The sequence below is a fragment of the Variovorax sp. V118 genome (genome assembly GCF_041154445.1).
Classification (GTDB): domain Bacteria; phylum Pseudomonadota; class Gammaproteobacteria; order Burkholderiales; family Burkholderiaceae_C; genus Variovorax; species Variovorax boronicumulans.
The window spans coordinates 3,993,589-4,016,746 of sequence record NZ_AP028663.1 but is presented as its reverse complement, the minus strand read 5'-3'; the positions used below and the strand labels follow the sequence as shown (position 1 = coordinate 4,016,746).

Below are 23,158 nucleotides of genomic sequence, written 5' to 3'. Positions count from 1 at the left end.
CTCAGGCCCTGGCGGGTTCGGGCGCTGCTGTGGCGGCAGGGCGGGCCGCGGCTTCCTCGAGCGCTTCTTCTTCCAGCCGGCGCGAGACCATCCAGCGGAACTGGTTCAGCGCGGCGTCGATGCCGAAGGCCATCATCTTGAAGTCGGGCGCCAGCGCCAGGCTCTTTTGCTGCGCGGTGATGATGTCGCGGTCTTCGTCGAAGGCATCCACCACGGCCTGGTGGATCGAGTGCGTGACTTCGGGCTGGTCGATGGCGAAGTTGTGGGGATGCGCGAAGAAGTAGTGGGTGGAGTTTTCCGTCTCGGGCGTGATGGCCTGGCAGCCACGAAACTCGATCGCACCTTCGCGGTTGCCTTCGGCGGCGCCCTGGCCGGTGGGTGCCATGCCGGAGTCCATCAGCAGGATGGCCGGGATGGTGAAGTTGTAGATGTTCCATCGATCGACCCTGCTGCCCCAGTCCTTCACCGCCTGGGCGAACGGCGGAGGCTCGGTGTCGAGGGCCCACCGGGTGATGCGCACGCCGTTGTCGATGCGTTCGACCTTGGGCTGGGCGGCGGCGTAGTCCGCACTGCCTCCCAGCGTGGTCGGGTGCACGAAGGGCAGGTGGGAGAAGTCCAGCAGGTTGTCGCAGATCAGCAGGTAGTTGACGTCGTAGTGGATGTAGCCGTCCAGGCTGCGCCAGTGCGGGTCGTCCAGCCAGGGCGTGTCGGGGATCAGCGCCGGGTCGGCCTTGTCGGGAGCGCCCATCCAGATCCAGACCCAGCGGTGGCGTTGCACCACCGGGAAGCTGCGCACCCTGGCCTGGGTGGGAATGCGCTTCTGGGCCGGCGCCTCGATGCACTGGCCCGAGGCGTCGAACTTCAGGCCGTGGTACATGCAGCGCACGCAGTCGCCTTCTCGCCGTCCCACCGACAGGGGCGCGCCGCGGTGGCAGCAGCGGTCTTCCATGGCGACGATCTCGCCGTCGTCCTTGCGGTACATGAGAACGGGCACGCCGATGATGGTGCGGGCGAACAGGCCCTGCGGCGTGAGCTCGTTGTCCCAGGCAGCCACGTACCAGGTGTTTTTGATGAACATGGGGCGTCTCCTTTGTTGTTCGCCGCGTTCGGGTCACGGCATGGGCAGAGCGTAGGACGAGGGTTCCCATGTATCAATGTCATTTCAGTCATTCCTAGAATGCGTGGCATGCATGCGGAAAACCTCGACCTGAACTTGCTGGCGGTCTTCGACGCGATGTTTCGCGAGGCCAGTGTCACGAAGGCTGCGCAGGGCCTCGGGCTGACGCAGAGCGCGATGAGCCACGCGCTCAACCGGCTGCGTGCTTTTTTCGACGATCCCTTGTTCGTCAAGGTCGGCAGCCGCATGGAGCCCACGCGCAAGGCCGAGGGCATGCGCGCCGCGGTGGTGGAGGTGATGACCACCGTGCGCCAGCAGATCCTGGCGGGCGCCCGGTTCGAGCCCGCAATGGCGCGACGCACCTTCACCCTGTGCATGACCGACATGGGTGAACTGGTGTTCCTGCCGCCGCTGCTCGAGCGCTTCAAGAAGGAGGCGCCCGGATGCTCGCTGCGCACGCTGCAGGTGCCGCTCGAGCAGGTCGAAGGGCTGCTTGCGTCAGGCGAGGCCGACCTGGCGGTGGGGTCCATCCGTGCGGCGCCCGAGGGGCTGTTTCATCAGCGCCTGTTCCTGCACTCCTTCGTGACCATCGCCAGCGCGCGGAACAAGGACATCGGCGCCACCCTCACGCGCGAGCGCTTCGAGGCGATGCGGCACATCGTGGTCTCGCTCACCGGCCACTCGGCGGAGAGCTACGACAAGGTGCTGGAAGACCAGGGCATCCGCCGCACCGTGGCCGTGATGACGCCCCATTTCCTGATGGTTCCGCTCCTGATGGACCGGCACGCCGATCTGCTCGCGACCGTGCCGCGCGAGTTGGCGGAGGTCTTCGCCCGCATGGGCACGGTGCGCATGTTCGAGCCGCCGGTGCCCGTGCCCCAGTTTCAACTCAACCAGCACTGGCATCCGCGCTTTCACCACGACCCTGCCGTGGTCTGGCTGCGCGATGTGATGAAACATACCTTCGAGCACTACCCGCGCATCACCACGCAGGCTAGTCCTCCGGCCAGGAAAGGGGCGCGAGCCAAGTCGCGTTGACGCGCCGGCCGGCATCGACTTTGCCTCTGCTGCGAACCTCATCCCCCACCCGTTTCTCCGTGCCCGCTTGTTCGAGCGGCCGCGCACTGTTACAAAGGGCGTCTCCATGCGCTCGCCCACCATTCTTTTCGTTTCGCTGCTCTGGCTTGTCGTGGCCGCGCCGGCCGCGCAGGCGGAGGTGGTGCGTTGCACCGACGCCGACGGCCGCATCGTCTACACCGACGGCGCCTGCCCGCCGGGCACCAGGCAGTCGCGGCAATTGCGGATCGACGAGCCGCCGCCTGCGCCGCCGCGTGCCTCCAGCGAGGAAGCCGAGCCGCGCCGGCCGGACTACGCGGCACCGTCCGCCCCACCGCCGCAGCCCGCACCTTCGGGGCCGGCCATCATTCCGCGCTACCCGGTGGGCGAGGCGCCCGCGGCCGACCCGGGGCCGACCTACATCTGGGGCGGCGATCCGTACTACGGCCCGCCGCGACCGGGGTATCACCCCCGGCCGCCGCGTCCGCCGCGCGACCCGGGGCCGCCGCCCGGCCAGCGGCCGTGCAATCTCGCGGGCATCAAGCGCAACAACTGCTGAGCGCGTTCGTCCCCCTTCCTCTGCTTCCTGTTTCTTCATGACCGTTGCCGCGCCTGAGCGCCTTCCCCCTTGGGTCGTCCATTGCGACGGCAGCGCCATGCCGAACCCCGGGCGCATGGGCGTCGGCGTCGTCATCACGCAGCCCGACGGCACCCGCCACACCTTCTCGCAGGCCACGCACACCACGGGCTGCAACAACGAGGCCGAGCTGCGGGCACTGACGCTCGCGCTGCGCGAGCTGCAGGCGCGCGGCGCCACGAGCGTGCAGGCCTTCAGCGACAACAGCACGCTGGTCGAACAGCTGAGCGGCGCTGCCGACGTGCGGCCGATCGTGCGCATGGCGCCGCTGTTCGACGAGGCGCGCACGCTGCTGCAGGGCTTCGACGAGGCGCGCGTGCAATGGATTCCGCGCCACCGCAACGGCGAGGCCGACGCGCTTGCGCGGGCCGCGCTGGGCTTCGGGCCGAAGCCGCCGCCCAAGGCCTGGAAGAAGCGGCGCTAGCGGCGCCCGCGAAGGGGCATGCGGCAGGTTCTATCATTCGGGTCGATTCAGACACCCGTTTCCCCATGACCGAAGAAGCCACCTCCAAGCCTGCGCTGCCCGACCATCTCTCGACCGATCCACGCAGCCCGCACCACATTCCCGCCGTGTTCGAGCACCCGATCGGCATCCGCTTCAACGGCAAGGACCGCCTGGACGTCGAGGAATACTGCATCAGCGAAGGCTGGATCAAGGTGCCCGCCGGCCGCACGCTGGACCGCAAGGGCTATCCGCTGCTGATCAAGCTCAAGGGCGCTGTCGAGGTGTACTACCGCGACTGACGGCCCGGGGCACACGCCCCACCGTTCCTGTTTTTTCTTTCAGCGCCACTGCAGCAGCAGCGACCACGGCTGCCGGCTCATGTGGCGATCGATGCATGCGCTGCCGCCCGCCGTGCAGCCTTCGGGCAGGTAGCTCGGGTCCAGCAGCCGCGTGCCGGGCGCAAAGGCCAGGCGCCGCAAGGTGACCGACTGCAGCACGTTGCCACCCACGGCATCGAAGCCCGCCCCGTCCACGCCCACCACCACATCGCAGTGCATCGGCAACGGCGCGCCGCCCGTGGGGCGCCCAGTGAGCCACTCGCCGATCTTGCCGAAGCCGTCGAGCGCGGCACCGCGCAGGCCGCGTGCATGGCAGACCAGGTCGCCCGGGCGCGGCGGCGTGCGCATCAGGTCGCAGGCACGCAGGGCCTGCGGTGTCGCGCGGCCCGCCGCCTCGTCGATGCCGGCCTGCCACGCGGCGCCGGCGTAGTCGACATGGGCCTCGGAAAAGACGAACTCGTCGGCGCCGAGCCCGGCCTCGCGCGCGACCCAGCTGATGAACGCGGCGGACCACGGCGTGTCGATCACCGCGACGCGCTGCAGGGCCACTTCGAGGGCGCGCTGGTCCGACGCGTCCAGCCCCTGGCCGGGGCCGACGCCCAGGCCTTGCAGGCGCGCGGCGCTCGCCTGGTTCAACGCGTCGGTCAACCGCGTGCGGTCGGCCGCGTGCGGGGCACCGAAGCGAACGAGCGAGGGCAACCGCTCGCTCGCCGGATCGACCGCGCGCCAGTAGCGCAGCACGCGTTGCCATGCGGGCAGCGCGTCTATCGGATAGCGCGTGTCTTCTGCTTCTGAATAGCCAGACTCGGTGAGCCGGCCTTCGGCGTCCATCGTCTGGCTGCCGAAGGCAACGTGCTCCTGCCGGGCCAGCGCGGCCATCGCGAGGGCGCGGGGCGGCGGCGGAATGTAGGAGGCCGTGGCAAGGCAGCCGGACGCGGCCGATGCGAAGGTGGGCGCCGCCGCGAACGCCAGGGCTGCGCACAGCGTGCGCGCGGCGTGTTGCAGCGTTTGGGTGAGCGCGGAGGAGGGCGCGATGACGGGCGGTGGCGGCATGTGAGGCGAGCATAGCGGGGCACTGCCCGCGACAAGCAGAATGCAGGGCGCTCCCTGAAGCGCCGGGCCGTCCGGTGCAGGCGCTCCACCGTGAAGCTCAAGACCATCCTGCTGCGGATCCTCGGCGTCATCGCCGGCCTCGTGATCGCGGGCTATGCCGCGTTCCAGTGGAGCCCGTGGCCTTCGGTGCTGATGATCCGCTACGCCTTCGGCAAGGGCTCGGACGCCGCGTCGCAGTCGCTGCAGAAGCACGTGCCGCCCGGTATCGCGGCGGTGCTCGACCAGCACTACGACGAGGCCGACCCGGATGCCTACCTCGACGTGTTCCGTCCGGCCTCGGCGGGCACCCGGCCCTTGCCCACCATCGTGTGGGTGCACGGCGGCGCCTGGGTCTCGGGCCACCGGCGCGACGTGGCGAACTACGCGCGCGTGCTGGCGGGGCAGGGCTTCACCGTGGTGGCCGTCGGTTATTCGATCGCGCCGGGCGAGGGCTATCCGGTGCCGGTGCGGCAGGTGAACACGGCGCTGGGTTATCTGGTGCGCGAGGCGGCGCGGCTGGGCGTGGACCCCGCGCGGCTCGTGCTGGCTGGCGACTCGGCGGGTGCGCACATCGTCGCGCAGGTTGCGAACGCGGTGGCCGTGCCGGGGTACGCGAAAGCCGTCGGCCTCACGCCCGTCATCGCGCGCGAGCAGCTGCGCGGCATGCTGTTGCACTGCGGCGCCTACGACGCGGCGCAGGCCAAGCTCGACGGTGCTTTCGGCGGCTTCCTGCGCACCGTGTTCTGGTCGTACAGCGGCAGCAAGGATTTCCAGAACGCGCCGGCCTTCGAGACTGCGTCGGTGCGCCGTTATGTGAGCGAGGCTTTTCCGCCGTCGTTCATCACCGCGGGCAACGGCGATCCGCTCGAAGGGCAGTCGCGGTCGATGGCTGAAACGCTGATGGCGAAGGGCGTGCAGGTCGACAGCCTGTTCTTCCCCGCAGACCAGACGCCCGCACTGCCGCACGAGTACCAGTTCAATCTCGACGATGCGCCGGGGCGGCTGGCGTTGGAGCGCTCGCTGCAGTTTCTCCGGCGCGTCACGGCACCGTAGCCGCGTCAGCCCTGGGGCTTGCTCGGCAGGTCGCCTTCGCGCAGCTTGCGGCCGACCCACATCAGGCCGGTTTCATAGTCGGCGCTGCCGACCTGCACGCCGCCCACGGTGCGCAGCGCGCCGGTGCCGTCGTCGGTGGCCGGGCCTTCGCCCGTGAGGTCGCCGGGGACCAGCAGGCGGCCGTCTTTCAGGAAGTCGGCAATGCGCAACTGGCGCATGCCGCGGCCCCAATGCCAGTGCTGCTTGAGGTCGAAGGATTTCGGCGATGGCGCGGGTTTGGATTTCTTCACGGGATGTCGGGGAGGGGCTTGCGAAGGTTCGCGTCGGCGCGATCAAACGTACAAGTGAACGCACCATGAAAAAAGCCTGCTACCTTGTGGGTAGCAGGCTTTCCAGCGTTGCCGCGATGTTGGTTGGTGGGCCCTGAGTGACTCGAACACTCGACCTACGGATTAAGAGTCCGCTGCTCTACCAACTGAGCTAAGAGCCCTTGCTTTGAAAACCGTTAGTGTTTTCTGGCAAGACCACGAGTATATACCAATCTTTTTGGGACTTCAAAAAATTTCTGCACATTTGTACGAGAGCGTTAGGATGCGCGACCTTCGGGGCCCGACCCCATCCCTGTCAGAGGAGAAATTTCGATGAGCGATGCAAGCAACACCCCCCATGTCCTGATCACCGGCGCCGCGGGCGCGCTGGGCCGGGCCGTGGCCCAGCACTTTCTTGACCAGGGCGCGCGGCTTGCGCTGGTCGATCACCACGCCGGTCGCCTGGCCGAAGTCTTTCCGGGCCTGGACAACTCGCAGCACCTGCTGCTGGCCGGGGACGTGACCTCGGCGCCCGACATGGCGGCGCTCACCGGCCAGGTGCTGCAGGCCTTCGGCCGCGTCGATGCGCTGGTGCACATTGCCGGCGGCTTCGAGATGGGCGAGGCGACGCACGCACTCACGCGCGCGAGCTGGGACCGGATGATGAACCTCAACGCCTGGTCGTTCGTCGCCGTGACGCAGGCCGTGCTGCCCTCGATGATCGAGCGCCGCGCGGGCCGCATCGTCGCGGTCACGGCCAAGGTGGCGGCGCGCGGCCTGCCGGCGATGGCGGCGTACATCGCATCGAAGAGCGCGCTGCAGCGGCTGGTGGAATCGATGGCGGCCGAGGCCGCGCCGCACGGCGTGAACATCAACAGCGTGGCGCCCAGCGTGCTCGACACGCCGGCCAACCGCCAGGCGATGCCCGACGCGAACCCGGCCGAGTGGGTGTCGACCTCGGTCGCGGCGCAGACCATCGGCTTCCTGGCATCGCCAGGCGCCGCGGCATTGCACGGCCAGCACCTGACGCTCGACGCCTGACATTTCCCGGCGCCAGCGCACAGCTGCAAATGAAAAAGGCCTTGGCGATTGCCAAGGCCTTTTTGCTGGGTCGGTTGGTGGAGAGGAGGAGGATCGAACTCCCGACCTCCGCATTGCGAACGCGGCGCTCTCCCAGCTGAGCTACCCCCCCAACACAGGCCACATTTTATCCAGCCGGGCATTTCCATGCACGCGGCCGTGCCAAGATGCGCCCCGGAAAAACAAGGAGCAAGCACCGCATGGACGCGCACGACCCCGCCTGGCTGGAAGGCATGTACAACAACCTGGCGCGGGTGAAGGACCACCCCGCCTACTTCGCGCGCTGGGGGCGCGATTCCGCCGCGGCGCGCGACACGCTGCCGTGCCGCATCGACGTGCCCTACGGCACCGGCCCGAACGAAACGCTCGACGTCTTTCCGGCGCCCGTGCCCGATGCGCCGGTGCTGGTCTTCATCCACGGCGGCTACTGGCGCGCCATGGACAAGAAGGACCACTCGTTCATCAGCCCCGCCTTCCACGACCGTGGCATCTGCGTGGTGCAACCCAACTACGCGCTGTGCCCGGGCCCGGTCGACCAGCCGGTGACGGTGCCGGACATCCTGCTGCAGATGGTGCGGGCGCTCGAATGGACCTGGCGCCACGTGGCGGCGCATGGCGGCGACCCGTCGCGCATCACCGTCGCGGGGCATTCGGCAGGCGGCCACATGGCGGCGGCGTTGCTGGCCTGCGACTGGAAGGCGGTGGCGCCCGATCTGCCCGCGCAACTGGTGCGCAATGCGCTGTCGGTCTCGGGCCTGTTCGACCTGCGGCCGTTGCAGCGCACGCCCTTCCTCGAGCACACGCTGAAGCTCACCGATGCCGACGCGCGGCGCGCGAGCCCGGCGCTGTGGCCCGCGCCGGCGCGCGGCCAGCTCTATGCGGCGGTGGGGGGCAACGAGAGTGCGGAGTTCATCCGCCACAACGCGATGATCCGCGAGGCCTGGGGCCGCCACACCGTGCCGGTGTGCGAGGTGCTGCCGGGGCTGGACCACTTCGGCGTGGTCGATGCGCTGGCCGATCCGGCGCATGCGCTGCACCGCTACGCAGTGCAGCTGCTCGAGGCCTGAAAGAAAAAGAAAAGACGGGCGGACAGACCGCCCGTCGCGCTCACATCAGCAGGTGTTCGCCGGCGTTGTCGCCGCCCAGCGTGACGTAGTTGACCTTGCGGATGTCCATCAGCGTGCGGCCGCCCGCGTAGCTGATCGAGCTCTGCACGTCCTGCTCCATCTCGACCAGCGTGTCGGCCAGCTTGCCCTTGATGGGCTCGAGGATGCGCTTGCCTTCGACGTGCTTGTACTCGCCCTTGTTGAAGTCGCTGGCCGAGCCGTAGTACTCCTTGAAGAGCGTGCCGTCGACGTCGACCGTCTTGCCCGGCGATTCTTCGTGGCCCGCGAACAGCGAGCCGATCATGACCATCGACGCGCCGAAGCGGATGCTCTTGGCGATGTCGCCGTGGTCGCGGATGCCGCCGTCGGCAATGATCGGCTTGGTCGCCACGCGCGCGCACCACTTGAGCGCCGACAGCTGCCAGCCGCCCGTGCCGAAACCGGTCTTGAGCTTGGTGATGCAGACCTTGCCCGGGCCGATGCCGACCTTGGTCGCGTCGGCGCCCCAGTTCTCCAGGTCGATCACGGCTTCGGGCGTGCCGACGTTGCCGGCGATCACGAACGACTTCGGCAGCTTGGCCTTGAGGTAGCCGATCATGTTCTTCACGCTGTCGGCATGGCCGTGCGCGATGTCGATGGTGATGTATTCGGGCACGAGGCCTTGGGCCACCATCTGGTCGACGGTGTCGTAGTCGGGCTTCTTCACGCCCAGCGAGATCGAGGCGAACACGCCCTTGCCCTGCATGTCCTTCACGAACTGGACGTTGTCCAGGTCGAAACGGTGCATCACGTAGAAGTAGCCGTTCTGCGCGAGCCACAGGCAGATCGACTCGTCGACCACCGTTTTCATGTTGGCAGGCACCACCGGCAGGCGGAAGGTGCGTTCGCCCAGCGTGACGCTGGCGTCGCATTCCGAGCGGCTTTCCACGCGGCATTTGCGCGGCAGCAGAAGGATGTTGTCGTAATCGAAGATTTGCATGACCAGGCTCCAGAAAGGAATCGTTGAGTGGAACGAATGAGCGCTTGGTCCGGCCGGTTCTCGTGGTCGCGTCATGAAAATGACGGCCAAAAAAAACCGGACGCAAGAAACTTGGGCCCGGTGATTGATTTTACGGCCATGGCGATGATGCGCAAGTCGCCGGAGCGTATTGACCCTATGGGTTGCTGCGTATACCCGACGACTGCAGTGCGCTTCTTCCTCAGAACCGGTAGCCGATGCCTACGCCGAACAGCCACGGATCGACCTTCACGGTCGAAAGCTGCACGCCATTCATGTTCACGGCGCTGCGGATGCACAGCTTCTTCACGTCGAGGTTGAGGTAGGTGTTCTTCGCCACCTCGATGTCGACGCCGGCACCCAGCGCGAGCCCGAAGCTTTCGTTCTGCAGCTGCAGGCGACCGACCGTCGGCACCTGCAGGTTGACGCTGCTCAGGCGCGTGTAGTTCAGGCCCGCGCCGATGTACGGGCGGATCTTCGCGGTGGGCATGAAGTGGTACTGCAGCATGAGCGAGGGCGGCAGGTGCTTGAAGGTGCCGATGTCCACCGGGCCGTCCAGCGCGCTCTGTTGCACGGTGACCGTCTGTTTCTGCGACACCGTCAGCACCAGCTCGGCCGCGATGTTCGGCGTGAAGAAGTAGGTGACGTCGAGCTCGGGAATGGTCTTGCTGTTGACCGTGATGGCATCGGCCGGAATCGACAGGTCGGCCACCGGCGCCGAGTGGTTCGCCGGCTTCAGGTACACGGCACGGGCGCGCACCAACCAGTTGCCTTGTGCGTCCTGCGCCGCGGCCGGCAGGGCGGCCATGGCGCCGAGCAGGGCGGCGAGGCAGGCGGGGGCGAATTTCTTGGGCATGGGTTCTCCAGTGACGGCCGGCGCACAGGGCCGGCAACTGAGAGGCAGTCTCCCGCCGGGCACGGCCGTCTCGCTTGATCTGTCGCAAGCGCGGCGGGCCGGCGCACGCGAGCGAGCACTGCCTTGATCCAGGTCATGCCCGCAGGGGCAAGCGCGCTCGGCGAGGCCCTGGGCGGGGCAGCTTTCTACAATGGCACCCATGCTCCCTCACGACCTGTTTTCCGGCGCGTCCGCAGCCGATACGGGCGGCCCTGCCTCGCCGTTGCTGAACAACCTCAACGCCGAGCAGCTTGCTGCCGTCACGCTGCCCGCGGGCAATGCCCTCATCCTTGCCGGTGCCGGCTCCGGCAAGACGCGGGTGCTCACCACCCGCATCGCCTGGCTGCTGCAGACGGGGCAGGTGTCCGCCGGCGGCATCCTGGCCGTCACCTTCACCAACAAGGCCGCCAAGGAAATGATGACGCGGCTGACCGCGATGCTGCCGGTGAACGTGCGCGGCATGTGGATCGGCACCTTCCACGGCCTGTGCAACCGCCTGCTGCGCGCGCACTGGAAGCTGGCCAACCTGCCCTCGACCTTCCAGATCCTCGACACGCAGGACCAGCTTTCGGCCATCAAGCGCCTGATGAAGCAGTTCAACGTCGACGACGAGCGCTTTCCGGCCAAGCAGACGCAGTGGTTCATCGCCGGCGCCAAGGAAGACGGCCTGCGCCCCGGCGACATCGAGGCCCGCAGCGACGACGACCGCAAGAAGGTCGAGCTGTACCAGCTGTATGAAGAGCAGTGCCAGCGCGAAGGCGTGGTCGACTTCGGCGAGCTGATGCTGCGCAGCTACGAGCTGCTGCGCGACAACGACCCGGTGCGCGAGCACTACCAGCGGCGCTTTCGCCACATCATGGTCGACGAGTTCCAGGACACCAACCGCCTGCAGTACGCGTGGCTGAAGATGCTCTCGGGCCACACGGCGGCCGGCGGCCACTTCACGCCGGGCGAGCACAACAGCGTGATCGCCGTGGGCGACGACGACCAGAGCATCTACGCCTTCCGCGGTGCGCGCGTGGGCAACATGACCGACTTCGTGCGCGAGTTCGACGTGCGCCACCAGATCATCCTGGAGCAGAACTACCGCAGCTACAGCAACATCCTCGACTCGGCCAACGAGCTCATCAGCCACAACAAGAAGCGCCTGGGCAAGAACCTGCGCACCGAGCAGGGGCCGGGCGAGCCGGTGCGCGTGTACGAGTCGCCCACCGACCTCGCCGAGGCGCAGTGGATGGTCGAGGAAATGCGCCAGCTGGCGCGCGACGGCTTCGATCGCAAGGAAATGGCCGTGCTCTACCGCAGCAATGCGCAGAGCCGGGTGATTGAAACGGCGCTGTTCAATGCCTCGGTGCCGTACCGCGTGTACGGCGGCCTGCGCTTCTTCGAGCGCGCCGAAATCAAGCATGCGCTGGCCTACCTGCGCCTGCTCGAGAACAAGGACGACGACACCAGCTTCCTGCGCGTCGTCAACTTCCCGCCGCGCGGCATCGGCGCACGCACGCTCGAAAGCCTGCAGGACGCGGCGCGCGCCGCCGGGCGTTCGCTGCACGACGCGGTGAGCGCGGTCGGCGGCAAGGCCGGCTCGAACCTCACGGCCTTCGTCGCCAAGATCGACGTGCTGCGCGAGCAGACGCAAGGTGTGAGCCTGCGCGAGATCATCGAGCTGGTGCTCGACCACAGCGGCCTCGTCGAACACTACAAGGCCGACCGCGAAGGCGCCGACCGCCTCGAGAACCTGGACGAACTCGTGAACGCGGCCGAAAGCTTCGTCACGCAGGAAGGCTTCGGCCGCGACGCCGTGGCGCTGCCGGTCGACGAGCTGCGCCAGTCGCCTGCGAGCCAGGGGCTCGACCCCAGCCGACCGGTGCTCGACGAGCCGCTGGCGCCCGATGCCGAAACCGGCGAAACGCTGAGCCCGCTCGCAGCCTTCCTGACGCACGCGGCGCTCGAGTCGGGCGACAACCAGGCGCAGGCCGGGCAGGACGCGGTGCAGCTCATGACCGTGCACGCCGCCAAGGGCCTGGAGTTCGACTGCGTGTTCATCACCGGCATGGAAGAGGGCCTGTTCCCGCACGAGAACTCGATGAGCGATTTCGAGAGCCTCGAGGAAGAACGCCGTCTGATGTACGTGGCGATCACGCGCGCCCGCAAGCGCCTGTACCTGAGCCATTCGCAGACGCGCATGCTGCACGGCCAGACCCGCTACAACGTCAAGAGCCGCTTCTTCGACGAGCTGCCGGAAGGCGCACTCAAGTGGCTCACGCCGAAGAACCAGGGCTTTGCGCCTTCGGCCTTCGGCTATGGCGGCGGCTACGGCAGCACGCGCGGCGGTGCCGGTGGCTACGGTGGTGGGGGTGGCGGCGGCAACCGCTACGGTGGTGGCGGCAGCAGCGCCGGCAAGGACACCTTCGCCAGCCCGCCCGTGCCGCCGCAGAAGACGGCGCCGTCGCACGGTTTGCGTTCAGGCATGCAGGTGTTCCACAACAAGTTCGGCGAGGGCACGGTGACCGCGCTCGAAGGCACCGGCGACGATGCGCGGGCGCAGGTGAAGTTCGCGCGCCACGGCGTGAAGTGGCTGGCGCTGTCGGTGGCGAAGCTCACGCCGGTCTGAGTCCGGCGGTCCCGCTTGCCCGAAAGGGCAGCGGCGATGCCGACTTCAGTTCGCGTCGAAGCTGTCGCGGAAGGTGAACCAGGTCGAGGCCAGTGACATGGCCGCCAGCACCAGCGCCGTGCCGATCATCAGGATGTTGCCGATCGCCAGCGCTGCGCCGTCGGAGCCCATGGCGCCGACGCCGATCAGCACGGTGGCGAGCAGGCCGATGGCGATGCCCGCGAGCATGAACACGCCGAACCACGCCAGGCCGAACAGCGCGTAGGCACCGAAGTTGCGGAACAGCGCGACGATGCTGAAGAAGACGCTCTTCACCGGCTCCACGCGGTGCCAGTGCACCAGCGCCGGCGCATGCCACATGGCCAGCGACAGCGGCAGGTTCAGGCACATCAACAGCGTGCGCGCCGTGAGGAACTCGCTGCTCTTCATGACTTCGGGCGTCACCGCTTCGTCGAACAGGTAGGCGCGCATGAGCTGGCCGCCGTCGACCAGCGCCGTCAGCGTGACGGCCAGCACGAAGTACACGGCCGAGATCACGCCCAGCACGACCAGCGAGCGCCATTCGGTGCGCATGGCGTCGAACACCGCGATGAACATGGCCGAGCCCGTGGGACGGCCCAGGTCGCCCGCGTTGCCCAGGCCATCGGCGTTGTCGGTTGCTGCCACCGAGGTCGCGACCATCAGGCCGAGCGTCATGAAGGGCAACAGGATCGGCGCGAGCACGCTGCCGAGCAGCGGCAGCATCGACACCGTCGAGATCATCGCCATCAGCAGGAAGAACAGCGAGATGAAGGCCAACGGCTGGCGCCAGAAGGTCTTGAGTCCGAGGCGGACCCAATCGAAGCCGGTGCGCGCCGGCACGAGGTGGAGTTTCATGTGGGGGGTCAGAAGGTGTGAATGAATCCGGCGTGGCCGAGCAGGCCGCCCAGACGCGCCCAATCAAGGCGCAAAGCGCAGCCATAGCTTGGGCTATGGCGAGCATTTGCAACGCAGAGTGGGTGTGTCTGGGCGGGATGAGCGGGCATGGCGGGTTCGGTCACACCTTCTTTAGGCTGCCAGCGCCGGCTCGAGGACGTGGGCGATGGCGTGCGGGTGGGTGGCGCGCTCGCGCAGCACGCGCTCGAAGTGCGTCGGGTCGTGGGGCTTGAGCATGCTGGCCTCGCGCGGCAGGTGGAAGTCCCACAGGCGCGAGATCCAGAAGCGCAGCGCGGCGGCGCGCAGCATCGCGGGCAGCAGGGCGCGCTCGGAGGTGTTCAGCCTGCGCACGCTTTCATACGCGGCGAGCAGGGCGTCGGTGCGGGCGGCGTCGTGCCGGCCGCTGGCCAGGTCGATGGCCCAGTCGTTCAGGCACACGGCCAGGTCGAACAGCCAGGTGTCGGTGCCGGCGAAGTAGAAGTCGAACACGCCCGTGAGGCGCGGCGGCGCGTCGGGCTCGCCGCCGGTCGCGAACATCACGTTGTCGCGGAACATGTCGGCATGCACCGGGCCGCGCGGCAGCGCCGCGTAGGCCGACGATTCGGCGACGTGGTTCTGGTAGGCCAGCTCGGCGCGCAGCAGCGCGGACTGCGCCTCGTCCATGTGGGGCAGCACCACCGGGGCGGTCTCGTTCCACCAGGGCAGGCCGCGCAGGTTGGGCTGGATGCGCGGGTAGTCGCGCCCGGCCAGGTGCATGCGGGCCAGCATGGCGCCCAGTTCGGCGCAATGGGCGGCGGTGGGGGCCAGCTCGCTGCGGCCCGACAGCTTCTGCACCAGCGCCGCGGGCTTGCCGGCCACGCGGTGCAGCAGCTCGCAGGGCGCCTGCGCGGGGATCGACAGGGCATGGCCGGTCGGCGGCGCCACGGCCGGATCGGCCACGGGCGCGGGCACCGGCAGGCCGGCACCGGCCAGGTGCTTCATGAGGCAAAGGTAGTACGGCAGCTGCTCGGCGCTCAGGCGCTCGAACAGCGTCAGCACGAATTCGCCCGACTCGGTGGTGGCGAAGTAGTTGGTGTTCTCGATGCCGCCCTCGATGCCGCGCAGCTCGCGCAGGGCGCCCATGCCAAGGCGCTGGACGAGCGCGTCTGCCTCGCCGAACTGGACTTCGGTAAAAACTGCCATGGCGATGCTCAGCGCCGGACGGCGGCTGCGGGAGAAAAGAGGGAGGGCGGGAAGGAGAACGACAGCGTCACGGTCAGAACTTCAGCACGTTCCAGACACGCGGGCCGTTGCCGCCGCTGTTCGCGTCGCCAGTCGTGCCGGGGCGGGCGCTGCCGCCGTCGTTGGGCAGCACTTCGTAACCGGGCATGTTCGACTTGGGCTTGACGTTGATGCTCTGCGTGCGGCCGCCGTAGCGCACCTCGTCGACCGAGGCGCCGCTGTCTTCCGTGTGGATGTGCTCGACCTTCTGGTTGCGCCGGCCGTCGGCCTGCTCCTGATTTTGTAGCGGTTCCGCCGGGGCCGGCTTGGCGGCAGGCGCGGCCGGCGCCTGCGCGAGGGCGGCAACGGGGGTGGCGAAAGCCAGCGCCAGCAGGATGCGGCGGGCGACCAGGAGTGGGGAGCTAGGCATGCACGGATTGTAGGCGTGCACCCGCTGGCGGCGTGTCGGCCGCCAGCCGACCCTGGTGTCGTTCCGGACGCCGGTCCGGGCACGGCAAAATGCCCCGATGACCGACAAGAAAACGCTGCTGCTCGTCGATGGCTCGAGCTACCTGTACCGGGCCTTCCACGCGATGCCCGATCTGCGCGCCGTGCCCGGCGACCCCAAGAGCCCGGCCACCGGGGCGATCCGGGGCATGATCAACATGATGACCGCGCTGCGCCGCGAGGTGCGCGCCGACTACGCGGCCTGCATCTTCGACGCCCCCGGCAAGACCTTCCGCGACGACTGGTACCCCGAGTACAAGGCCAACCGCTCGCCGATGCCCGACGACCTGCGCAGCCAGATCGACCCCATCCACGAAGTGGTCAAGCTGCTGGGCTGGCCGGTGATCACCGTGCCCGAGGTCGAGGCCGACGACGTGATCGGCACGCTCGCCAAGGTCGCGGCCGCGCAAGGCGTCGAGGTGATCGTGTCCAGCGGCGACAAGGACCTGAGCCAGCTGGTCGACGAGCACATCACCATCATCGACACGATGAACGGCAAGAAGCGCGACATCGCCGGCGTGACGGCCGAGTTCGGCGTGCCGCCCAGCCTCATGGTCGACTACCAGACGCTCATCGGCGACACGGTCGACAACGTGCCCGGCGTGCCCAAGGTCGGCCCCAAGACAGCGGCCAAATGGCTGCTCGAATACGGCTCGCTCGATGCGCTGGTCGAACGCGCCGCCGAAGTGAAGGGCGCCGCCGGCGAGAACCTGCGCCAGGCGCTCGACAAGCTGCCGCTGAGCAAGCGCCTCGTCACCATCCGCACCGATTGCGACCTGAACGGCCATGTCGAAGGCCTGCCCTCGCTCGAAGGCCTGCCCGTCGGCGCGCCGCAGACGGCCGAGCTGAAGCCCTTCTACGAGAAGTTCGGTTTCAAGAGCCTGGTGAAGTCGCTCGAGGCCCAAGAGGTGCCGCCCGAGCTGATCGAAGAGAACGCGAAGAAAAAGGCCGCCGCCAAGGCCGACCGCGACCAGGGCGGCTTGTTCGACGAGCCTTCCGAGCTGGAAGCGCAAGAGGCCGCCGCGCCCGCGAGCAACCTCAAGTACGACACGGTCATGGAGTGGGCGCAGTTCGACGCCTGGCTCGCCAAGCTCGAGGCCGCCGAACTCACGGCCATCGACACCGAGACCACCTCGCTCGACGAAATGGTCGCGCAGATCGTGGGCATCAGCTTCAGCGTCACGCCGGGCGAAGCGGCCTACATTCCGCTCACGCACAACTACCCCGACGCGCCCGCGCAGCTGCCCATCGACGAGGTGCTCGCCAGGCTCAAGCCCTGGCTCGAGAACGCCGACAAGAAGAAGCTCGGCCAGCACATCAAGTACGACCGCCACGTGTTCGCCAACCACGGCATCGAGGTGCAGGGCTACGCGCACGACACCATGCTGCAAAGCTACGTGCTCGAAGTGAACAAGCCGCACGGCCTTTCGTCCCTGGCCGAGCGCCACCTGGGACGCAGCGGCATTTCGTACGAAGACCTGTGCGGCAAGGGCGCGCACCAGATCTCCTTCAGCCAGGTCGACATCGCCAAGGCCGCCGAGTACTCGTGCGAAGACAGCGACCAGACGCTCGACGTGCACCACGCGCTGTGGCCCCTGCTGCAGAAGGAAGAAAAGCTGGCCTACATCTACCAGCTCGAAATGGATTCGAGCGAGGCGCTGTACCGCATCGAACGCAACGGCGTGCTGATCGACGCGCCCACGCTGGCCGCGCAGAGCCACGACCTGGGCACGCGCATCATGGCGCTGGAGCAGGAGGCCTACGACATCGCGGGCCAGCCCTTCAACCTCGGTTCGCCCAAGCAGATCGGCGAGATCTTCTTCACCAAGCTGGGCCTGCCCGTGGTCAAGAAGACGCCGAGCGGCGCGCCCAGCACCGACGAAGAGGTGCTCGAGAAGCTGGCCGAAGACTATCCGCTGCCCGCCAAGATCCTCGAGCACCGCGGCCTCTCGAAGCTCAAGGGCACCTACACCGACAAGCTCGGCCAGCTGGCCAACCCGCGCACCGGCCGCGTGCACACGCACTACGCGCAGGCCGTGGCCGTCACGGGCCGCCTGAGCAGCAACGACCCCAACCTGCAGAACATCCCGATCCGCACGCCTGAAGGCCGCCGCGTGCGCGAGGCCTTCGTGGCGCCGGCGGGCAGCGTGATCGCCAGCGCCGACTACTCGCAGATCGAGCTGCGCATCATGGCCCACATCAGCGGCGACGAGTCGCTGCTGCGCGCCTTCACCGACGGCGTCGACGTGCACCGCGCCACGGCCGCCGAGGTGTTCGGCACCACGCCCGACCAGGTGTCCAGCGAGCAGCGCCGCTACGCAAAGGTCATCAACTTCGGGCTCATCTACGGCATGAGCAGCTTCGGCCTGGCGAAGAACCTGGGCATCGAGACCAAGGCCGCGGCCTCGTACATCGATCGCTACTTTGCGCGCTACCCGGGCGTGAAGACCTACATGGACCAGATCGTGGAGTTCGCGCGCGACAAGGGCTATGTCGAGACCGTGTTCGGCCGGCGCCTCTACCTGAGCGAGATCAACGGCGGCAACGGCCCCCGCAAGAAGGCGGCCGAGCGCCAGGCCATCAACGCGCCGATGCAGGGCACGGCGGCCGACCTCATCAAGCTCAGCATGGTCAAGGTACAGAACGTGCTTGACGAAGAAAAGCGCGCCACCAAGATGATCATGCAGGTGCACGACGAACTGGTGTTCGAAGTGCCCGAGGCCGAGATCGAATGGGTGCGCACCGAAATCCCGCGCCTGATGGCCGGCGTGGCGGCGCTCAAGGTGCCGCTGCTCGCCGAGATCGGCGTCGGTCCCAACTGGGACAAGGCCCACTGATCCATATTCGCACGATCCCCAAGAGACAAACGACAGAAAGAAGAAACACGCCCATGAAACTCCAGCCCCGCACCTTCCTGCTCGCCGCCGTCTGCGCGGCCTTCCTCGGCACCGCTTTCGCCGCGCCCGATGCCCGCATCGCCGCGTTGGCCGCCAAGGAAAAGCCCGCCCTGCTCGAGACGCTGAAGGAGCTGGTCTCCATCGAGTCGGGCAGCCGCGACATCGAAGGCCTCGAGAAAATCTCCGACCTCATCGCCGCCAAGTTCAAGGCGCTGGGCGGCGAGGTCGAGCTCATCGACCCGAGCGCCGACGCTTACCGCATGGAAGACACGCCCGAGAAGATCGGCCGCGTGGTGCGCGCCACCTTCAAGGGCACGGGCACCAAGAAGATCATGCTCATCGCGCACATGGACACGGTCTACACCGTGGGCATGCTGAACAAGCAGCCGTTCCGCGTCGACGGCGACAAGGCCTACGGCCTGGGCATTGCCGACGACAAGCAGGGCGTGGCCGTCATCACGCACCTGGTGTCGATGCTGCAGGCGCTGAAGTTCAAGGACTACGGCACGCTCACCGTGCTGATCAACGGCGACGAGGAAATCAGCTCGCCCGGTTCGCGCGCCTTGCTCACCAAGCTGGGCGGCGAGCACGATGCCGTGCTGTCGTTCGAGGGCGCGTCGATCAAGGACGACAAGCTCTCGCTGGCCACCGCGGGCATCGCCTCGGTCACGCTGAATGTGGCGGGCAAGGCCTCGCACGCGGGCTCGGCACCCGAGCTCGGCGTGAACGCGCTGTATGAGCTGTCGCACCAGATCCTGCAGATGCGCGACCTGTCCGACCCGTCCACGGGCCTGAAGATGAACTGGACCATCTCCAAGTCGGGCACCAACCGCAACGTGATCCCGGCCAGCGCCACGGCGGGTGCCGACGTGCGCGTGCTCAAGGTGGCCGACTACGACCGCATCGAGCAGCAGGTGAACGAGCGCGTGAAGAAGCAGCTGGTGCCCGAGGCCAAGGTCGAGCTGAAGTTCGAACGCCGCCGTCCGCCGCTCGAGGCCACCGACGCGTCGCGCGCGCTGGCCAAGCACGCGCAGGCCATCTACAAGGACGAGCTGGGCCGCCCGCTGGGCGCCGACGACAAGGCCGCCGGTGGCGGCACCGACGCGGCGTTCGCCTCGCTCAAGACCAAGGCGCCGGTCATCGAGCGCTTCGGCCTGCAAGGCTTCGGCGCACACACGGCCGACGCGGAGTACGTGCTGATCGACTCCATCGAGCCGCGCCTGTACCTGGGCGTGCGCATGGTGATGGACATCGCCACCGGCAAGACCACCGTTCGCTGACCGCCACCGACCGCTGTCGGCCATGCGGCTGCGCCACATCGAGGTCTTCAACGCGATCATGCTCGCGGGCAGCGTGAGCGCGGCCGCGCGGCTCATCAACATCACGCAGCCGGCCGTGAGCCGCACGCTTCAGCATGCCGAGCTGCAGCTGGGCTTCCCGCTGTTCCAGCGCGCCAAGGGGCGGCTCACGCCGACCACCGAGGCGCTCACGCTGTACCCGCACATCGAGCGGCTGTTCGCGCAGCTCGACGAGGTGCAGCGGCTGGCGGCGAACCTGCGCGCGGGCAACGACACGGGCGAGCTGCGCATCCTCAGCGTGCTCGCGCTGAGCTACGAAATCCTGCCGCGCGCGCTCAAGGCCTTCCGCGAGATGCACCCGGGCTATGCGATCACGGTCGAGTCGCTGCACTCGCCGCAGATCATGTCGGCGCTGCTGCTGCAGGAGGCCGATGTGGGCTTTGCCTTCAGCCCCGCGGTGCATCCCTCGCTCACGCAGGAGACCCTGGCCGACAGCCGCATGGTGTGCGTCGCGCCCAAGGGCATGCTGCCGCGCGCGCTGGTGCGCAACGGCTCGGTGGCGCTGCACGACCTCATCGACCGCCCGGTGATCGGCCTCGATGGCCGCGACCCCGTCGGCACCAGCCTGAGCCAGGCCTGCCGGCAGGCGGGCGTGGGCTTCCAGCAGGCCGTGGTCACGGTGCAGACCTACCACGCGGCGCTGGCCATGGCGCACCACGGGCTGGGCGTGGCGCTGGTCGACGGCTGCACGGCGCGCTCGGCCGACCGCGCCAAGGTCGACGTGCTGACGTTGGAGCCGCACATTCCGGTGCCGGTGCGCGCGCTGCGCTTCGCAGGTCGGCCCGACTCGGTGGCCGTGCGCGGCATCACGCGCTGCATGCGCGAAGCGATCGAGCAGACCGCCTGAGAAAGATGCGGGGCATTCGCCTCGCGCCATAATCCGCGCCCATGCACGCCCTTCGAACCTTCTGCGCAATGCACCGCCTGGTGCTGGAGTGGTTCATGGCGTCGCTGCTGGTCGCGGGCGCGTCGCCGCTCGTGAACCCGCAGGCGATGGAACTCGTGTGTTCCGCGGCGGGCACCGTCAAGCTCATCGTGCAGGGCGATGACGGCGCCACCGAAGTCGGCATGGCGGCCATGGACTGCCCGCTGTGCATGGTCTCCGGGCCGCCGCCCGCCACCGTGCAGGTGACGCTGCCCACGCCGCTGCCGCTGGGCCGCGCGCTGCAATCGATTCCCGCTGCCCGCCTCGCGGCAGCCACGGCCTCGCCGCTGCCGGCGCGCGGGCCGCCCACGCATCTCTCCTGAGCTTCGTCGTTCCTGCACCTGACGCCGCCTGAACGGGCCGCGCGGTGCGTTCCCGGTCGTTGTGCGGCCGGCGCTGCGCTTCATTGGTTTCGCCAGCGCCGTCGCAAGAGAGATGCCATGCCCACCCTTTCCCGTGCCCCCGCCCTGGGGCTGCTTGCCCTGTTCGGCGCCGTCCATGCGCCTGCCCATGCCCAGACCACTGTGTCGTCGCTGCCCCCGATCGAGGTGGCCGACGACGCCCCGCGCCCGAACGGCCGGCTCGACCTCGACACGCCCGCCGACACCGCGAGCCGCCTGGGCCTCACGCCGCGCGAGACGCCCGCTTCCGTCACGGTGGTGAACCGCGCGGTGCTCGATGCGCGCGGCGCGCAGAACACGCAGGAGGCGCTGCGCGCCGTGCCCGGCGTGACCGCGCACGACGCGCCCGGCAACGTCGGCGTGAGCTACCGGGGCTTCGGCAGTGGCTCGATCGCGCAGCTGTTCAACGGCATCAACCTGCAGTACTCGATCGCGGCCCGCCCGGTCGACAGCTGGATCTACGACCGCGTCGAGGCCATCGGCGGCCCGTCGAGCTTCCTGTTCGGCTCGGGTGCGCTGGGCGGCTCGATCAACTACATCACCAAGACGCCCGAGCGCAGCGACTTCACCGAAGCGCAGCTGCGCCTGGGCACGCAGAACCTGAAGGAGGCCTCCTTCGGCCTGAACCGCCGCATCGCCGGTGACGGCGGCGCGGGCAGCCACTATGCGCGCATCGACGTGAACCACCGCGACGCTCACGGCTGGAGCGACGGCACCAAGAGCCAATCGACGCAGTTCGCGGCCTCGCTGCTGTCGGACTTCGGCGGCGGCCTGAAGCACACGCTGGCCTACGAGTACCAGGACGAAGACGTCACGCGGCCCTACTGGGGCACGCCGGTGCTGAACCCGGCGGGTGGCGAGATGCGCATCGACCGCGGCACGCGCTTCAAGAACTACAACAGCGCCGACGGCCTCTACGCGCAGCGCGTGCAGTGGCTGCGCTCGGTCACCGAATGGCAGGCCAGCGACGCGCTGCAGTTCAAGAACACCTTCTATGCCTACGACGCGCTGCGCGACTACCGCAACGTCGAGAACTACCGCTACAACGCGCGCAACACGGCCGTCATCCGCTCGGGCGCCTTGCTGCAGCGGCACGACCAGGACGTGTGGGGCAACCGCGTCGAAGGCCTCTACAAGGGGCAGCTCGGCGGGCTCAAGAGCGACTGGTCCTTCGGGCTGGACTTCAGCGTGAACCGGCAGACGCGCTTTCCCAACAGCCTGCCCGGCACCGTGAGCACGGTGAACCCGTACGTCTTTGCCACCGAGCGCTTCTTCGACGTGCCGGGCATGACGCCCGGTTTCCGCCCCGACCGCGACAACAAGGTGCGGACCACCGCGGTGTATTTGGAGAACCGCACCGCGCTGCAGCCGTCGCTGCACCTCGTGACGGCGCTGCGTCACGAGCGCATCGACCTCGACCTGGTCAACCGCCGCACCGTGGACGCGGCGAACCCGGCCACCTTCCATCGCGGCTACCGGCCCACCACCGGCCGCATCGGCCTGGTGTGGGACTTCGCGCCCGGCGCCAACCTGTACGCGCAGTACGCCACGGCGGCCGATCCGCCGTCGGGCGTGCTTTCGACCGCCTCGTTCGCCGACGTGCGCAACAACAGCGAGCTCACCACCGGCCGGCAGGTCGAGGTTGGCACCAAGCTCGACTTCTGGCAGGGCAAGGGCACGGCCACGCTCGCGGCCTACAGCATCCGCCGCACCAACATCGCGACGCAGGACCCGGCCAACAGCGCGCTCACGGTGCTGGTCGGCGAGCAGTCGTCCAAGGGCGTGGAGCTGGTGCTCGGGCTGCAGCCCACGCCGCAGTGGTCGCTGCAGGGCAACCTCACGTACGTCGATGCGCGCTACGAGCAGTTCCGCCAGGGCGGCGTGTCGCTCGCGGGCCGCACGCCGACCAACACGCCGGCGGTGGTCGCGAACCTCTGGGTGTCGTATGCCATCACGCCGCGCCTGCAGGCCACGGCGGGCGTGCGGCATGTGGGCAAGGTGTACGCCGATGCGGCCAACACGATGCACTGGCCCGGCTACACGCTGCTCGACCTCGGGCTGAGCTGGCAGGTGAACCGCAACGTCACGCTGGTGGGGCGCGTGCGCAACGCGACCGACCGCGTGTACGCCGCGAACGTCGGCGCCGGTTTCGCTTACCTCGGCGCGCCGCGCACGGCCGACGTGTCGGTGCGCGTGAGCTTCTGAATCGAAGGAGCG

General features: G+C 68.4%; 21 protein-coding genes and 2 tRNA genes. 13 read left to right on the top strand and 10 right to left on the bottom strand.

What is annotated here, in order from left to right:
• Position 1 precedes the first annotated feature (1 nt).
• Positions 2 to 1,078: a Rieske 2Fe-2S domain-containing protein gene (locus ACAM52_RS18660; RefSeq protein WP_369644244.1), complete on the bottom strand. Its 1,077-nt coding sequence runs from the start codon at positions 1,076 to 1,078 to the stop codon at positions 2 to 4.
• Positions 1,079 to 1,186: 108 nt separating this feature from the next.
• On the opposite strand from ACAM52_RS18660, the gene ACAM52_RS18655 reads away from it, so the two are divergent.
• The 4 genes from ACAM52_RS18655 to ACAM52_RS18640 all read left to right on the top strand — a co-directional run bounded on the left by ACAM52_RS18655 (position 1,187) and on the right by ACAM52_RS18640 (position 3,554).
• A complete protein-coding gene (locus ACAM52_RS18655) occupies positions 1,187 to 2,155 on the top strand; it encodes a LysR family transcriptional regulator (protein WP_369644243.1) in 969 nt (322 codons plus the stop codon).
• A 106-nt stretch (positions 2,156 to 2,261) separates the two neighbouring features.
• On the top strand, positions 2,262 to 2,732 hold the full coding sequence (locus tag ACAM52_RS18650) for a DUF4124 domain-containing protein (RefSeq protein ID WP_369644242.1): 471 nt from the start codon (positions 2,262 to 2,264) through the stop codon (positions 2,730 to 2,732).
• A 37-nt stretch (positions 2,733 to 2,769) separates the two neighbouring features.
• On the top strand, positions 2,770 to 3,234 hold the full coding sequence (locus tag ACAM52_RS18645) for a ribonuclease HI family protein (RefSeq protein WP_307637352.1): 465 nt from the start codon (positions 2,770 to 2,772) through the stop codon (positions 3,232 to 3,234).
• A 65-nt stretch (positions 3,235 to 3,299) separates the two neighbouring features.
• Positions 3,300 to 3,554, top strand: coding sequence for a DUF3297 family protein (locus ACAM52_RS18640; protein ID WP_369644241.1), 255 nt, complete (start codon positions 3,300 to 3,302; stop codon positions 3,552 to 3,554).
• A 39-nt stretch (positions 3,555 to 3,593) separates the two neighbouring features.
• Here ACAM52_RS18640 and ACAM52_RS18635 read toward each other — a convergent pair whose 3' ends face one another.
• The gene (locus tag ACAM52_RS18635) at positions 3,594 to 4,646 is read right to left on the bottom strand and encodes a DUF2272 domain-containing protein (protein ID WP_369644240.1); all 1,053 of its coding nucleotides are present in this window, start codon (positions 4,644 to 4,646) and stop codon (positions 3,594 to 3,596) included.
• Positions 4,647 to 4,736: 90 nt separating this feature from the next.
• Between ACAM52_RS18635 and ACAM52_RS18630 the strand changes: the two genes are divergently transcribed.
• On the top strand, positions 4,737 to 5,738 hold the full coding sequence (locus ACAM52_RS18630; protein ID WP_369644239.1) for an alpha/beta hydrolase: 1,002 nt from the start codon (positions 4,737 to 4,739) through the stop codon (positions 5,736 to 5,738).
• A 5-nt stretch (positions 5,739 to 5,743) separates the two neighbouring features.
• Here the strand turns inward: ACAM52_RS18630 and ACAM52_RS18625 are convergent, their stop codons facing one another.
• The gene (locus ACAM52_RS18625; protein ID WP_062468955.1) at positions 5,744 to 6,028 is read right to left on the bottom strand and encodes a hypothetical protein; all 285 of its coding nucleotides are present in this window, start codon (positions 6,026 to 6,028) and stop codon (positions 5,744 to 5,746) included.
• A gap of 124 nt (positions 6,029 to 6,152) precedes the next feature.
• A tRNA-Lys gene (locus ACAM52_RS18620) sits at positions 6,153 to 6,228 on the bottom strand.
• 151 nt (positions 6,229 to 6,379) lie between these two features.
• On the opposite strand from ACAM52_RS18620, the gene ACAM52_RS18615 reads away from it, so the two are divergent.
• The gene (locus ACAM52_RS18615; protein ID WP_095946812.1) at positions 6,380 to 7,087 is read left to right on the top strand and encodes an SDR family NAD(P)-dependent oxidoreductase; all 708 of its coding nucleotides are present in this window, start codon (positions 6,380 to 6,382) and stop codon (positions 7,085 to 7,087) included.
• A gap of 75 nt (positions 7,088 to 7,162) precedes the next feature.
• Here the strand turns inward: ACAM52_RS18615 and ACAM52_RS18610 are convergent.
• Positions 7,163 to 7,238: transfer RNA gene (locus tag ACAM52_RS18610), tRNA-Ala, on the bottom strand.
• 88 nt (positions 7,239 to 7,326) lie between these two features.
• Here ACAM52_RS18610 and ACAM52_RS18605 point away from each other — a divergent pair.
• Positions 7,327 to 8,193, top strand: a complete 867-nt coding sequence (locus ACAM52_RS18605) for an alpha/beta hydrolase (protein ID WP_369644238.1) — start codon at positions 7,327 to 7,329, stop codon at positions 8,191 to 8,193.
• Between the two features lie 40 nt (positions 8,194 to 8,233).
• Here the strand turns inward: ACAM52_RS18605 and ACAM52_RS18600 are convergent, their stop codons facing one another.
• Together ACAM52_RS18600 and ACAM52_RS18595 are read right to left on the bottom strand one after the other, a co-directional pair.
• The gene (locus ACAM52_RS18600; protein ID WP_062468948.1) at positions 8,234 to 9,211 is read right to left on the bottom strand and encodes a GMP reductase; all 978 of its coding nucleotides are present in this window, start codon (positions 9,209 to 9,211) and stop codon (positions 8,234 to 8,236) included.
• Positions 9,212 to 9,431: 220 nt separating this feature from the next.
• Positions 9,432 to 10,085, bottom strand: a complete 654-nt coding sequence (locus ACAM52_RS18595) for an OmpW family protein (protein ID WP_369644237.1) — start codon at positions 10,083 to 10,085, stop codon at positions 9,432 to 9,434.
• A 199-nt stretch (positions 10,086 to 10,284) separates the two neighbouring features.
• On the opposite strand from ACAM52_RS18595, the gene ACAM52_RS18590 reads away from it, so the two are divergent.
• Positions 10,285 to 12,738 carry a UvrD-helicase domain-containing protein gene (locus ACAM52_RS18590; RefSeq protein ID WP_369644236.1) on the top strand — a complete coding sequence of 818 codons (2,454 nt, stop codon included), beginning with the start codon at positions 10,285 to 10,287 and terminating at the stop codon, positions 12,736 to 12,738.
• Positions 12,739 to 12,783: 45 nt separating this feature from the next.
• Here the strand turns inward: ACAM52_RS18590 and ACAM52_RS18585 are convergent, their stop codons facing one another.
• The 3 genes from ACAM52_RS18585 to ACAM52_RS18575 form a co-directional block, all read right to left on the bottom strand.
• Positions 12,784 to 13,614 (bottom strand): BPSS1780 family membrane protein, encoded by an 831-nt coding sequence (locus tag ACAM52_RS18585; RefSeq protein ID WP_062468943.1) that lies wholly within the window; start codon positions 13,612 to 13,614, stop codon positions 12,784 to 12,786.
• Positions 13,615 to 13,785: 171 nt separating this feature from the next.
• On the bottom strand, positions 13,786 to 14,835 hold the full coding sequence (locus ACAM52_RS18580; protein WP_369644235.1) for a homoserine kinase: 1,050 nt from the start codon (positions 14,833 to 14,835) through the stop codon (positions 13,786 to 13,788).
• 73 nt (positions 14,836 to 14,908) lie between these two features.
• Positions 14,909 to 15,283 carry a hypothetical protein gene (locus ACAM52_RS18575; RefSeq protein ID WP_062468938.1) on the bottom strand — a complete coding sequence of 125 codons (375 nt, stop codon included), beginning with the start codon at positions 15,281 to 15,283 and terminating at the stop codon, positions 14,909 to 14,911.
• Between the two features lie 97 nt (positions 15,284 to 15,380).
• Here ACAM52_RS18575 and polA point away from each other — a divergent pair, with 97 nt between their 5' ends.
• The 5 genes from polA (at position 15,381) to ACAM52_RS18550 (ending at position 23,146) form a co-directional block, all read left to right on the top strand.
• Positions 15,381 to 18,197, top strand: coding sequence for a DNA polymerase I (polA, locus tag ACAM52_RS18570; RefSeq protein ID WP_369644234.1), 2,817 nt, complete (start codon positions 15,381 to 15,383; stop codon positions 18,195 to 18,197).
• A gap of 53 nt (positions 18,198 to 18,250) precedes the next feature.
• Entirely contained in the window at positions 18,251 to 19,537 is a 1,287-nt protein-coding gene (locus ACAM52_RS18565; protein WP_369644233.1) for a M20/M25/M40 family metallo-hydrolase, read from the top strand.
• Between the two features lie 22 nt (positions 19,538 to 19,559).
• Positions 19,560 to 20,462 (top strand): LysR family transcriptional regulator, encoded by a 903-nt coding sequence (locus tag ACAM52_RS18560; RefSeq protein WP_062468929.1) that lies wholly within the window; start codon positions 19,560 to 19,562, stop codon positions 20,460 to 20,462.
• Between the two features lie 41 nt (positions 20,463 to 20,503).
• Complete coding sequence (locus ACAM52_RS18555; protein ID WP_369644232.1) at positions 20,504 to 20,863, top strand: hypothetical protein; 360 nt, start codon at positions 20,504 to 20,506, stop codon at positions 20,861 to 20,863.
• A gap of 117 nt (positions 20,864 to 20,980) precedes the next feature.
• Positions 20,981 to 23,146 carry a TonB-dependent receptor gene (locus tag ACAM52_RS18550; RefSeq protein WP_369644231.1) on the top strand — a complete coding sequence of 722 codons (2,166 nt, stop codon included), beginning with the start codon at positions 20,981 to 20,983 and terminating at the stop codon, positions 23,144 to 23,146.
• Positions 23,147 to 23,158 lie beyond the last annotated feature (12 nt).

Coding starts and splice junctions, on each gene's coding strand:
- ACAM52_RS18555 (WP_369644232.1), top strand. CDS start 20,504: ATGCACGCCCTTCGAACCTTCTGCGCAATGCACCGCCTGGTGCTGGAG.
- ACAM52_RS18635 (WP_369644240.1), bottom strand. CDS start 4,646: ATGCCGCCACCGCCCGTCATCGCGCCCTCCTCCGCGCTCACCCAAACG.
- ACAM52_RS18600 (WP_062468948.1), bottom strand. CDS start 9,211: ATGCAAATCTTCGATTACGACAACATCCTTCTGCTGCCGCGCAAATGC.
- ACAM52_RS18605 (WP_369644238.1), top strand. CDS start 7,327: ATGGACGCGCACGACCCCGCCTGGCTGGAAGGCATGTACAACAACCTG.
- ACAM52_RS18645 (WP_307637352.1), top strand. CDS start 2,770: ATGACCGTTGCCGCGCCTGAGCGCCTTCCCCCTTGGGTCGTCCATTGC.
- ACAM52_RS18565 (WP_369644233.1), top strand. CDS start 18,251: ATGAAACTCCAGCCCCGCACCTTCCTGCTCGCCGCCGTCTGCGCGGCC.
- ACAM52_RS18580 (WP_369644235.1), bottom strand. CDS start 14,835: ATGGCAGTTTTTACCGAAGTCCAGTTCGGCGAGGCAGACGCGCTCGTC.
- ACAM52_RS18560 (WP_062468929.1), top strand. CDS start 19,560: ATGCGGCTGCGCCACATCGAGGTCTTCAACGCGATCATGCTCGCGGGC.
- polA (WP_369644234.1), top strand. CDS start 15,381: ATGACCGACAAGAAAACGCTGCTGCTCGTCGATGGCTCGAGCTACCTG.
- ACAM52_RS18590 (WP_369644236.1), top strand. CDS start 10,285: ATGCTCCCTCACGACCTGTTTTCCGGCGCGTCCGCAGCCGATACGGGC.
- ACAM52_RS18655 (WP_369644243.1), top strand. CDS start 1,187: ATGCATGCGGAAAACCTCGACCTGAACTTGCTGGCGGTCTTCGACGCG.
- ACAM52_RS18650 (WP_369644242.1), top strand. CDS start 2,262: ATGCGCTCGCCCACCATTCTTTTCGTTTCGCTGCTCTGGCTTGTCGTG.
- ACAM52_RS18550 (WP_369644231.1), top strand. CDS start 20,981: ATGCCCACCCTTTCCCGTGCCCCCGCCCTGGGGCTGCTTGCCCTGTTC.
- ACAM52_RS18575 (WP_062468938.1), bottom strand. CDS start 15,283: ATGCCTAGCTCCCCACTCCTGGTCGCCCGCCGCATCCTGCTGGCGCTG.
- ACAM52_RS18595 (WP_369644237.1), bottom strand. CDS start 10,085: ATGCCCAAGAAATTCGCCCCCGCCTGCCTCGCCGCCCTGCTCGGCGCC.
- ACAM52_RS18640 (WP_369644241.1), top strand. CDS start 3,300: ATGACCGAAGAAGCCACCTCCAAGCCTGCGCTGCCCGACCATCTCTCG.
- ACAM52_RS18615 (WP_095946812.1), top strand. CDS start 6,380: ATGAGCGATGCAAGCAACACCCCCCATGTCCTGATCACCGGCGCCGCG.
- ACAM52_RS18585 (WP_062468943.1), bottom strand. CDS start 13,614: ATGAAACTCCACCTCGTGCCGGCGCGCACCGGCTTCGATTGGGTCCGC.
- ACAM52_RS18660 (WP_369644244.1), bottom strand. CDS start 1,078: ATGTTCATCAAAAACACCTGGTACGTGGCTGCCTGGGACAACGAGCTC.